This window comes from Streptomyces sp. NPDC059718 (assembly GCF_042733315.1).
Lineage (GTDB): Bacteria > Actinomycetota > Actinomycetes > Streptomycetales > Streptomycetaceae > Actinacidiphila.
Genome location: NZ_JBHWGA010000076.1, coordinates 1 through 11,156 on the forward strand (window position 1 = coordinate 1; position 11,156 = coordinate 11,156).

The 11,156-nt window shown below is 68.9% G+C and carries 9 protein-coding genes and 1 pseudogene; 5 read left to right on the forward strand and 5 right to left on the reverse strand.

The genetic code is table 11. From position 1 onward, the window contains the following. Nucleotides 1–113 precede the first annotated feature (113 nt). The gene (locus ACFV3E_RS43605; protein WP_500541671.1) at nucleotides 114–710 is read left to right on the forward strand and encodes a hypothetical protein; all 597 of its coding nucleotides are present in this window, start codon (nucleotides 114–116) and stop codon (nucleotides 708–710) included. A 183-nt stretch (nucleotides 711–893) separates the two neighbouring features. Here ACFV3E_RS43605 and ACFV3E_RS43610 read toward each other — a convergent pair whose 3' ends face one another. Further along, nucleotides 894–1,820, reverse strand: coding sequence for a DUF4238 domain-containing protein (locus ACFV3E_RS43610; RefSeq protein WP_500541673.1), 927 nt, complete (start codon nucleotides 1,818–1,820; stop codon nucleotides 894–896). Between the two features lie 490 nt (nucleotides 1,821–2,310). Between ACFV3E_RS43610 and ACFV3E_RS43615 the strand changes: the two are divergent. Continuing rightward, nucleotides 2,311–2,937 (forward strand): annotated as a pseudogene (locus tag ACFV3E_RS43615) (AbiJ-related protein); the annotation flags it as partial. Nucleotides 2,938–3,053: 116 nt separating this feature from the next. Then, nucleotides 3,054–3,686, forward strand: coding sequence for a putative endonuclease domain-containing protein (locus tag ACFV3E_RS43620; protein ID WP_500541703.1), 633 nt, complete (start codon nucleotides 3,054–3,056; stop codon nucleotides 3,684–3,686). A 381-nt stretch (nucleotides 3,687–4,067) separates the two neighbouring features. Here ACFV3E_RS43620 and ACFV3E_RS43625 read toward each other — a convergent pair whose 3' ends face one another. The 4 genes from ACFV3E_RS43625 to ACFV3E_RS43640 form a co-directional block, all read right to left on the reverse strand. Continuing rightward, the gene (locus ACFV3E_RS43625; RefSeq protein ID WP_500541675.1) at nucleotides 4,068–4,676 is read right to left on the reverse strand and encodes a hypothetical protein; all 609 of its coding nucleotides are present in this window, start codon (nucleotides 4,674–4,676) and stop codon (nucleotides 4,068–4,070) included. A 170-nt stretch (nucleotides 4,677–4,846) separates the two neighbouring features. Then, the gene (locus ACFV3E_RS43630; RefSeq protein ID WP_500541677.1) at nucleotides 4,847–5,719 is read right to left on the reverse strand and encodes a helix-turn-helix domain-containing protein; all 873 of its coding nucleotides are present in this window, start codon (nucleotides 5,717–5,719) and stop codon (nucleotides 4,847–4,849) included. Nucleotides 5,720–5,722: 3 nt separating this feature from the next. After that, nucleotides 5,723–5,962 carry a hypothetical protein gene (locus ACFV3E_RS43635; RefSeq protein WP_500541679.1) on the reverse strand — a complete coding sequence of 80 codons (240 nt, stop codon included), beginning with the start codon at nucleotides 5,960–5,962 and terminating at the stop codon, nucleotides 5,723–5,725. A gap of 907 nt (nucleotides 5,963–6,869) precedes the next feature. After that, nucleotides 6,870–8,810: a helicase associated domain-containing protein gene (locus ACFV3E_RS43640; RefSeq protein ID WP_500541681.1), complete on the reverse strand. Its 1,941-nt coding sequence runs from the start codon at nucleotides 8,808–8,810 to the stop codon at nucleotides 6,870–6,872. 226 nt (nucleotides 8,811–9,036) lie between these two features. Here ACFV3E_RS43640 and ACFV3E_RS43645 point away from each other — a divergent pair, with 226 nt between their 5' ends. Both ACFV3E_RS43645 and ACFV3E_RS43650 read left to right on the forward strand, forming a co-directional pair. After that, nucleotides 9,037–9,480 (forward strand): hypothetical protein, encoded by a 444-nt coding sequence (locus ACFV3E_RS43645; protein ID WP_500541683.1) that lies wholly within the window; start codon nucleotides 9,037–9,039, stop codon nucleotides 9,478–9,480. Next, nucleotides 9,477–10,313, forward strand: coding sequence for a nucleotidyltransferase domain-containing protein (locus tag ACFV3E_RS43650; protein ID WP_500541685.1), 837 nt, complete (start codon nucleotides 9,477–9,479; stop codon nucleotides 10,311–10,313). Before ACFV3E_RS43645 ends, ACFV3E_RS43650 begins: the two co-directional genes overlap by 4 nt. The last annotated feature ends 843 nt before the right edge of the window (nucleotides 10,314–11,156 follow it).

Here is an 11,156-nt window from a genome sequence, read left to right on the forward strand (position 1 = left end):
GCAGCATCCAGCACCACCCCGCCCTGCTGACCGCATTCCTCGCCCACACCGGACTCGAAATCCACTCAGCATCAACCTGATCAGCAAAGCTCAGTCAGCTCCTCGACGTCGTTATGGAAACCCTTCACCACGTCCAGGACGCCCTCTCGGGCCCCAACGGGATGGCGATCCTTTTGTGGAATCGCGCCGCCAGCAAGGCGGTTGGCACCATGTGGCCTACCTGGGAAGGAGACTTCAGCGACCTGGTCATGGGGCTGCTGAAGATCCACCTCGCAGGCCGGCGGGTCGTCCTCAACCGCGAAGTCCAGGTCGACCGCCCGGGCGCTGGTGGAGGCCGCACCGACATCCACATCCAGGCAGCCGCCACCCATCCCCAAGCCGAACCCCTCACCGTGGTCATCGAGTGCAAGGGCTGCTGGAACCCCGACATGTCCACCGCCCTGACCACCCAGCTCGTGGACCGCTATCTGCGCCGCCCCCACACAGCCGGGATCTTCCTGATCGGCTTCTTCGACTGCGAACTATGGGACCGGGAGAGCCGTCCATACTGCTCACCGAAGCACACCAAGGAAGAGATCGAGCGCCGTCAGAACGACCAGGCTGCCAGGCATCAGGTCCCCGTGCTTGCGCGGGTCCTAGACTGCCGCCCTCCCGGAGCCCAGACCACAGAAACGACCCTTGATACATCACCGCCCTCAGGCATGTGTTGACTCCCGGACGGCAACGATGACTCCTGCGTTGAGATGGTGCGTCCTGGAGCAGTACTCCCAGAACTGCCGGTGGCTGGCAGGCCGATGGTCCGGGTAAGGGGCCGTCACCGGCATGCGCGGCCGGGGGCCGGCTGCCGGGCAGCCCTCCTGCTCCCCGCCAGGTGGCCTGTATTGCTTTGGCATCTACATGTCGGGCGAAGCCGGCCGGCCCTGCGCCGCCGTGACGACAAAGCTCTTCAAAGCGCTGTGCGGATGCATGTAGACGTGGCGCTCGGCTGCGAGGACCTGACGGCGGTTGAGTGCCTTGACTGCGGAGGCGGCCAGGGTGCCGGTCAGGTTGTCGGGACCGAGCGCCACAAGGCAGCGGGGTCCCACTGGCAGCACCATGGACGTCGCGTCGCCGAAGGCCATTCCGTGATCCAGCCCGCCGTGAGCGTTTCTGCGTACGGTGAGCCCGGGGTTGTCACCGATCAGGAACTGGTGGCCCAGCTCTGGCGTGAGGATCTCCACCCGCCACGTCGAAGCCATCTTCTGTACCTTGCTGAAGGTGTCCTCGATACTGGTGCGGAACAGCTTCCCGCTCTCATGGTCCCGGACCATCTCAGAGCGCGCGACCTCCCGCTCGGCGTATGCCATTAAGGCGCCCCGCTCCGTCAGGTGCAGACCGGTCTCCAGGAGCGCCGCACGAGCCAGTTGCTGCGGCAGCCTGGCCGCGACGCGGGCACTGACGCTGGCCCGCGTTCGTTCGAATGCCGCCAGGTGCACATTTCTGTACTTGTATGAGCGCACGTAGTGCAGCACGACCAGGTCACGGAGCACCTCGGCATGTGCAGCGACAGTGAACGGAGTCCCCTTGCGGACCGCTGCAAGGGCAGCAGGGACACGCTCTTCAATACGGCCCCACAGCTGCTCCGCCGATGCGGAGTCGAAGGCCACGAAGTCCCGAGCCAGACCACACCTGGAGGGGGGCCGCAACCTGGGAGGACGCTCCGGGTATTGCAAGTCGAACGCCAGCAGCTGCCGACCACTACTGCCGTTCAGCAAGGTGAACTCCTTGAGCACCACCTGGGAGACCAGGTGCTGCCGCGAGGTCTGCTGAACTGCTTTCACGCGCACGATTATGCTGCGCCTGCCGCGCGGCGCGCCAAGCGTTTGGGCGACCCGCTGCTCACGTCACGACGCGCAGCGGCCGGTACCGTCGGCAGGTGTCGCACGTGCGGCGTCATCGCACCCGATGACAGAGCAAGCCCGGAGAGCTGACCAACCGCGCCCGGGCATTGACGGTCTCTTGCAGCGCGGCCCCCAGACAGCCCCAAGACGGATGCCCAACTCCCCCAGGGCGAAAGGCCGCGCACGGCGTACCGGCGATGACAGCGCCATCGTGCCGGGCAAGACCCCCGATGCGGCGGCGTGCCACCGGCGGCTCCCGCTGCGCGGGACAGCACCCGGTAGACCGGATTGCCCCGGACCGCGCAGCGGACCACACCGGCGTCTCCCCGGCGTCCGCGTGGATGTCGCCTGGCGTGCATGCGGCAGCGGCCGGTGACTTGGTCTGGAACCAGGAGAGGGTCTGGCTCATCATCGTGTGATGGCTGAGCAGATGGATCTGCCGCGGTTGCGGAGCCTGATCGAGGGTGTCCTGGTCACGCTGTACCAGAACTACCGGCACCAGGACCTGCCGGAGCTGTGCGAACGACTCCACCTTCCGCCGCCGCCCGCCACCGACGGCCCGACCAAGCACGAACGGCTGACGGCCAGCCTGCAGGCCTGCCCGGACGGCCGCCTGCCCCAGGTCGCCGAGGCCGTACTGGACAGCGAGACGCTCCCCACGGCCGAACGCCACGATCTGCAGGACGTGGTGTGGCTCGGGCGCCACTACGTCGAGATTCCCGGCCGCACCCGACGGGAGCTGGCCAAGGGTCTCGACCTGGACGACTACCTGGACTACCCGGACCGCTTCCTGGCCCTGCCGGGCCGGCTGTGGGACCTCGGGGACGACTGGCTGGGCCAGTGGGGCACCCCTAACCTCAGCCTGCGCTCCGAGATCGAGCGTCACGTCATCAGATTCCGGGGTGACTGGAACACGGAGGACCTCTTCGAGCGCCTCGGCGCGTTCGAAGCCCCCCACCCCCGCTTCGGTCGCTTCCTCGAGGGACTCGCCTCGGCCGCGGTCCTGCCCGATGAGCACGCACAACGTCGCTTCGTGGACCTGGCCAACGAGCACCTGCAGCCGGTGGGCGCGCTCCTGCGCCAGGACGGGGAAGCCGACGGCTACCCCGTCTTCCAGCTGGTGCAGCCCGGGCGCGGCACCGCCCGCCGGCCGCGCAACCTGATCTCGGCACCTTGGGAAAGCCGGACATCCGCTTCACCAGCGCACTCGACAACGACATCGAGATCGCCGAACGCGCCGGCGACATCATGGTCTACGACCGGTACGTCGGCACCGACGGTCTGCTCTGGCGCGACCTGCTGTCCTGGGGGCAGGCCACCCGCGGCACCACCGACCCGCAACAGGGGAGCTGGGCCCTGTACGACCGCATGGAAGAGTCCCTGCCACCGAAGTCCGCAGGCCAGCACAACCTATTCTGGCTCTACCACCACCTCTACCAGGACCAGTTGGACGACGTGCCCGCGCTCCTGCCGGAGATCTGGATGCACTGGGACCCCAAGACCGTCCGCGAACGCGGCCAGAACGCCCTGCAGAACCTGCGCATGGACTTCCTCATGCTCCTGCCGGGCAGCAGACGCGTGGTGCTGGAAGTCGACGGCAGCCAGCACTACACCCGCAACAACGGAATCGAACCCGACCCCGCGAAGTACGCCGCCACCATGGCGGGCGACCGTGACCTGAAGTTCCGGGGCTACGAGGTGTTCCGGTTCGGCCACGACGAACTACGCGACCGCGACCGCGCACGCCCGGTGGTAGCCGACTTCTTCCGGCACCTGCTCCAGCGTTCCCCCGGCGAGCACACCTGAGCCGTCGCGGGCCGCCTCCAGACGGTGCCCCAAGCGGCCGCCGGAGCCTTCCGGCGGTCCGGCCGGCCCTTTCCCGCCCTGCGGGAAGCAGACGGTGACGGCGGTCCGCGCCCGGGGATCCAAGTACAGCTCATCACAAGGGAATCGGGGAGCGGCTCGTACGCTGTCGGCAGCACAGGCGATGCCGGACTGGTTGAGGGGACTGCCGTCGTGGACACCAGCGTTCTTGACCATCCGGTGATTGAGAGCGTCGTCGCGGCGCTGGTTGCGGACCGGCGAGGCTGCGTGCAGTACGACCAGGGAGGCGGCGGCCGCGAGGTTCTCGTTGCCGCCGGGGCACGGCTGGCCGTCAGCCTCCACGTGCAGCTGACGGTGGTGGAGTCACCGGTGCTCCACGACGAGGTCACCGCAACGGTCGCCGAGCTGGAGCCCACCGTCTCCTGCACGGTGCTGGCTGCCGAGGACCCCTCCGCGCTGCCGCAGGATGCCGCCGGGAGTGTCCTGGCCGTCCACGCCGACGTGCTGCGCGACCCGGCCGTCCGGCGGCCTCTGCATGCCCTGGCCGAAACCGCCGACCACCTCATCGTCGTCCGCCACGCCTACAGCGACACCACCCTCGACGTCCTCGCCGGCCGCTTCCACCCCCTGCGGATCCGGGACCTCATACCGGAAGCCGTAGTACGCCGTCCCCTGCGCCTGCACCCTCCGGCAGGCCTGGAGCGGTTCCATCCCCCCGAGAACATGCAGGTGGTATACGTTGGGCCGGTGGAGCGGGCCCGGCTCGACGACTTCTGGGGGCAGGTCCTCGAGCGCAAGGAGCGCCTGATCGCGCAGCTGCGGGAGGGACGGCCGGATCTGCAGCTGCCTGATGACGGGCAAGACCTTGACTACGTCGACCTGGCCCACCTGATGGCGGCTGCCGACACCAGCGTGTCGCCGCCTGCCGACCAGCCGGGAGAAGAAGCCGAAGCGTCGCGTCGGCAGGACCACCCGCTGAGGGGACACTCCCCGCAGCAGACCGCCGCCCGCCAACATCGTGACGGTCCTGGGTTGAGCCACGCTAGCAGCACTCCGGTGAGGGCATCCCCGACGGGCACCGCGCCGGGGGGCGATCGCGTCCGCGTGCCGGTGGGGGCCGCAGCGCGACCCCCACCGGTGGGTCATGCGACGCGGTCCGAAGTGCCGAGGTGGATCACGGGCAGCGGCCGCTCCCACGCGGGCCAGTCGCGCTCGCTCAGGTCGAGTGCCCTGAGGAACGCCTGGAAGATGGCCCGATTCGGCGGTGAGCCCCTGAGCACACTCCTCACGGCGCTCGGGCCCAGGAATCGGTTGCGGGCGGACAGTTCACTCATGCTTGGTGCGCCTGCTGCCACCCAGAGCTCGGTCACCTGGGCGGCCAGTTCCGCCTCGGTGGTGAACGGCCACGGGTTCTCCCACATGCGCCAGTGGGGGATGGTTGCGTGGGACGTACGGCTTGGGCGAGACATGACCTGGTCCCAGGCAAGCAGCCAGCGGCGGCGCAAGCGTGGAACGATCTCGAGCGCGGCGAGGAACGCCTCGAACTGGCCGCGGTCCGACGGCAGGGTCTGCCGGGTGACGATGCGGTGGGCGGTGGAGTGGCCGAGCCGGACCCGTCCCACCCGCTTCTCCATCAGCATCACCGGCGGGGCGCCGTTTCTCTCGTACAGCTCCACGATCGCGGCGCTCAGCTCACCTTTGGTGCGCACCAGTTCCAGTGCCGGCGCGAGCTCGCGGGGCTTGTCGGCCAGTCGCTGCTGGTAGCGCGCCTTCCTCCACATCTTCGGGATTTGCTCGGCCGGGCCACCGCACGCGGCGACGGCGATGCGGACGACGTCCTGGGGCGGCACGCCGCGGCCGGAGGCCGCGCGGCGCAGCGTGCTGGCGGGCACACCGGTGACCGCGGCGAGCTCGTCATAGGTCCAGCCCGCCCGCTCCCGCCAGGTGCGCTGCAGCGCGGCGAGGTCGGTGACGGCCGGGACCGCGTCAGCGACCGGGTTCTCGTGGCGTCCCACGGCTTACTCGTCGTCCCCGGCGAGCTTGCCGAGCTTCTTCAGCCAGGCGCGCGGGGAGATCCGGCCGGTCGTGGCGGCCACGACGAACGCTGCGATCAGGCCGGTGGTGCCGAGGAGTTCCATCTCGGCGAGCAGGTCCATGCCGGTCAGCTTCAGGACCACCGAGGCGGTGAAGATCAGGCCGGCGAGGCCGGCTTCGGCGGCGTTGAGCCGCGTGGGCGGCACGGCGTCCGCTCGGCTCACGGTTCCGGCCTGCGAGCGGGACGGACCAGGGGACCAGGGGGAGTTCTGGTGGGACGTCACAACGGGCTCCGAGATGAATGGCCACCCGGCCGAGATCCCTCGGCCGGACGGCGTGGCTGCAACCGACTTCCGGACAGCAGGTGATTGGCGTCACCCGTTGCTCCGGTGCTACGCCATCCATCGTGTCAGCCGTTCGGCCCAAATCCGAATCCTGCAAGGCCTGTTACCGCTGGTACCGCCACGGCCATCCCGTTATCGCAAACTTAACGCTGAGCCGCGGCGCACCCGCGCCCGGTGATCACTACGGTGCCGACGTGCGGCGCAGTCAGCGCGGGGTGACCGGACCCGGCGCTGGCCGGGTCAGTTTCCGCCACCGGTGTCCGAGTGAGGTTGCCCCGTGGTACCACCGAAGTCATGCTTGGACTCATCGTCAATCTCAACCTGGCTACACCAGGACAGGGTTGATGGCAACAAACAGCGATGCCTGATGCTGCTGGCTGCAACCGCACTTCAGGGCACGCACCTTACGCAGAATCCGTGTTGGCGCACGGCCTGCGGACCACAAAGCCGGCACCGCCACGCGCGGGCCGGCTTTCCGCATCCTGGGTCGCCGCGAGGCCTGGTGCGGTCTTCCAGCGCAACACCAGGCGCTTCTTCGCCCTCCTCGGGGGGCGGGCCGTGACCCGTAACCACACCCCAGTGCCACAGCCCACCAGCCACCACCGCGGGATGTGAGGGATAGCCCAGCCCCTCCCGTCACCCCGGCCATCAGCGCCGGTAGTGTCACGCCCGGCCGCATGGCCGGGCACGGATGCCATCCGGATAACCCTTCCGTGCCGGTCCAGGTCCCCGGGACATCCCGGGGACCTGGCGCCACGCACGCACGCCGCGCCCCTGCGGTGGGCTGCTACCAGCGCATGCCGAGCGTGTCGAGTTCCGCGCGTCGTTCCGGGCCGAGTTTGTCGGCCCGGCGGCGGGTGTTGTCGAGGAACTGGCCGAGCTTGATTTCGGTCATGGTGCCGTCGGGTCCGGTGAGCCGTTCTACGTGCTTACGCGGGACCTGCAGGCTGTTCTCGCGGGTGTGGAACTGCTGGGCTGCGCGAAGGTTGATCGTCCATTTGTCGGCCTGGGTACGGCGTGCTGGCGGCCGCTCGTCAGGCTCGGCGGGGCTGAGGTGGAGCATGTTTTCCAGCATCCATGCCTGGGCGGGCAGCAGCGCGTCCCACCCGTGGCGCTGCGCCTGGACCCATGCGCCGAGGTCCTCGCCCTGCACGCTGACCTCGCCCGGCGTCATGGGCAGGGCCTGGCCGCTCTCGACGAGGGCCCGGCAGAGCCGGTAGTCGCGCTGCCAGGCCACGGGCCAGGCCGGGCACCAAGACGGGTCGATCGCCTCCAGCGCGTCCCGGCGTTCCTCGGACAGCGCCCCGGCGGTGGAGCCGACCGGCAGCCCGGCCTCGCGCCGCTGCGCGATGGTGTCGGCGAGCCTGCCGGCGGTCCTCAAATTCTTCGTCCAGACGCCCACGGGGTAGCCGTTCCAGACCGCGGTGGCGGGCGGCAGCAGGTGCCCGTGTTCGGCCGCCCACTCTGCCGCCGCTGACAGTCCTTCCTGGAAGGCGACGTCCCAGTGCGACCAGACCATGCCCAGATCGTCTAGTTCGGCGGCCCGCTTCGGATTCATCTGGCCCGCATGGAAAAACCTGCGCTGATCCGCGATCCACGTCCCCAAAGGGAAAGCGGCGGGGTCCCAGTGGCCTGGTGTGGTGAACGCGTACGGGACTTTTAGATCCCCGTGTTCTTTCGCGTAGCGGGTGGCGGCCTGGATTCCGGCGCGCCAGTACGTGTTCTCTGGTTGGAGCACACGCAGGTTCATGAACTTGGCCAGAATCGCCGGATCACGCGGCGTGGAGAAGGACAAGAGACCCTGTGCCGGACCCGACGGCCCATCCTCCCCACTCGCCCGGCCGCTTACGGCGTTCTCAGCGGCCGACGGCTTGGCGGCACGGCTGGGGGCTTGCTGTTCCGCGAGCTGCTCGATGGTCTCGGTGTCGTGTGAGCGCAGCGCGGCCAGCACCTTTGCCAGGCTGTTGTAGCCCTTGGAGGTGAGCATGGCGTCGGGATCCTCGCCGGGGGCGAGGAAGACCGGCACGACCAGGCTGGCGACCTTGCCGTCACCGGGCCGCATGCGCAGGGCGCGGCCGACGATCTGGAGGATGTCGACGGCAGATCCGCGGACGTCGCCGAAGAACACGCTGTCGCATCCCGGCGAGTCGACGCCCTCCCCGAGTACGCGAACGGAGCTCAGCAGCCGTAGCCGTATCGGGACCAGGCCAACGCCCTCCCCTTCACCAACGGGATCGGCGAACGTTGCCAGCGTTTCCCGCCGGTGGGCGGGGGAGTGCTCCCCGCACAGCCAGTCCGCCCACACCCGATCCGGCTCCGCATACGTGGCCGGGTCGTCCTCCCACAGCCGTCGAGCGACGGCCGGCAGCCCGGCCGCCATGGCCTCGGCCTCGCTGGTCCGGTAGTGAAAGGTCAGCATGCGGCGCAGGCCCCGCACAGCGGCGGCCTTCACCGCAGCGGTCTGCAATGCCGCCAACCGCGACCCCCGCACGTTGTCGGAGCGGGACTCCAGCCCGACCAGCGCGGCCGCCTGCAACTGCGGGTCGGTAACGTCCACGCACACGACCTGGTAGGCCGCGACCAACCCCCGGTCCCGAGCCTGCGAGAGCGTCAGCTTGTACGCCACCGGCCCGAAGGTGCCGTTCGGATCGTCCTCCATCGACGCCACCAGCACCGGCGCCCCGCTGCCGTCCTCGGGCGCCTCCCACACCCGCGGGGTCGCGGTCATGTACAACCGCCGGTCAGCCGGGATCCGCTCGTTGATGGGCGACGGGTGTTTTTCACTGGTTTTGCGTCGTGTGTTTTCACTAGTGCGGGTTGGGGTGGTGGGTGTGGGGGTGTCGTGGGGTTGGTGAAGGGCGTTGTCGTTCTCCGGGTGGGGTGAATGACGGGCGTGTGGGGGCCTATTGGGTGGTTTGGGGGTCAGGGGGTGGTGGTTTGGTTACGCTCGGTGGGTGGCTTCGTTTGCGGGTGATCCGCGGCATGAGCGTCTTGTCGGTGTGCTGGTTCCGTTGCTTGGGCGGTCGTGTCCTGCTGGTGGCGGCGGGTTTGGTGGGTCGTACGAGTTGCGGCTGAGCGCGGATGAGGCTGAGGCGTTGGGCGGGGTCGGGCTGATTCGTTCGGCGATGCGTAAGGCGGCGCGGTCGTTGGGCTGGTCGCGGCTGCAGACCTATGGGGGCACTTATCCGCAGGTTGCCGTGGCGGGGGTGGTGGATCGGCGGGAGGTCCCGGAGGAGTTCGCCGGGGTCGTTGAGGATTACCGGTTGGAGCGGATGAGAGCTGCGGCTGAGGTGATGTCGCAGACGCTCCAGGATGGCAGGCGCAGGTCGGTGCCGGGTTCTGTGTTCGTGACGACGCAGGAGTTCCGTGCTGCCTTCGCCGAGAGCGTGCCGGGGTGAAGCGAGAGCGGGCGACGCGGCTGCTCGAGGACCTGATTGCCCGCCTTGAGCAGGGCGGTTGGCCGCTGGGTCTGGTGGACGAGGTGTACGTGTTCGGGTCGTACGCGCGGGGGGCGCTGGATCCGGGTGACGTCGATGTCGTGGTTGAGCACGGCACGGACAAGCGGTGGCTGGGTGAGTCGCTGCACGCGTCGATCAACGGGCGTGATGCGTATGTGAGCATGCGCCAGGCTTTGCGTGGCCGCACCCGCGGTATCGCCTTCCAGTTCCGGGGGCGTGATTCGTTGCGGGCCGAGGGATTCGAGTTGTTCTTGCTGTGGCGCAAGGGCGAGTCTTTCGCACTGGCCCGGGAGCGCCTGTCCTCTTTGAAAGCGGATCCTTCGGCGGGCCGGGCTCCGCGAGATCACATGCTGGCGGCGTTCGAAGGCATGGAAAGCCTTGTCCCAAGGCCGGCGAGGATCGAACTGTTCAACCGTCATGAGACGGGACGCATCACGGTGACGCCGCTCACGCTCCGCGACGAATTCCCCGCCGATGAGGAAGCCGCCCTTCAAGTGAGGCACCGGTGGGTGGAGACCAGTCCGCTGCGCCGGGCTGCGGCGTGCGCGCTGGCCACGCTGGAGGATCAGGGCATCGACCTGGGCGGGGTCGTTCTGCACGGTAAGCGGCTGTTCGGCCCTGGCCAGCCCGAGCGCTGTTTCGTGGATCTCGGCTGGAACAGCTTCTGGCACATGGGGCGCCATCTCGACGCCGGCATGAGCTGGCTGGAGGTCATGCGCCCGCACGTGACCAAGTCCATGGACGCGCTGTTCGTCCGGCCCGTCCCGCGCTGACAGACACCAAGTCCCCCCAGGGCATACGTGTCAGCGGCCGGTTGGATTTTCGCGCTCGTGGCCATTTCAGCTTCTCTCCGTGACCACTGCCCTTCCCCTGCTGGTGGCCACCGTGTGCACGGAACGTGAGGTCATCCTCGCTGGTGCTCGCCCCACCACGGCAGGATCGGAGGCAGGTCGCTGAGCCCACGGGCTGGCCGCTTCGGCATCGGCGACTGGCCGCCGTCCCCGTCCCAGCGGCGTGCGTATTGGTCTGGGAGGCTGCCCCAGCCCCAGCAGGGAACCCGGGCGGTCGGGGACCTCGCCAAGCTCATCTAGAGGATCGATGCGCTTCTCTGGCACTGTGCACAGGTGGGCCCGGTCATCGCCCATGTCGAAGACGTAGGCGAACTGCTCGCCAGCCTGCAGCCTGCAGCCTGCTCAGCTTGGTGGCATGGCCATCCACGGCGCCGTCCGGGGCCTCGCCGTCCCCCCAGTCCAGGGGGCTGACCCGGGGGTCGTGTCCCGAGGCCTTGCGCGGTTCGACTCAACGGGCGGACGGTGGCGGCGTCATGCTCACTCCACGTCCAGCTCCCGGAGCGCGTCCAGCTGCGCCTGAGCAAGTTTGCCCCGAATCGATTTGGTGTTCGATACTCATGCGCCCAGTTTCACGACCACCAGCTCCGCCTCGCCGTCGACCACGATCTGCTCGCCGTGACCGCGCGGCACCGGCCGGGCCGCGCCTTCCGCTCTACCCACTGCGCGAGGGCCGTCAGGCCCCGCTGGAACGCCTGATGTGCCTTGCCCAGCTCTTCGTCGCGGGCAGGTCCACCAGCCATACGGCGCCAGGGACGTCCGCTGCCT

Coding starts and splice junctions, on each gene's coding strand:
- ACFV3E_RS43605 (WP_500541671.1), top strand. CDS start 114: ATGGAAACCCTTCACCACGTCCAGGACGCCCTCTCGGGCCCCAACGGG.
- ACFV3E_RS43640 (WP_500541681.1), bottom strand. CDS start 8,810: ATGACCGCGACCCCGCGGGTGTGGGAGGCGCCCGAGGACGGCAGCGGG.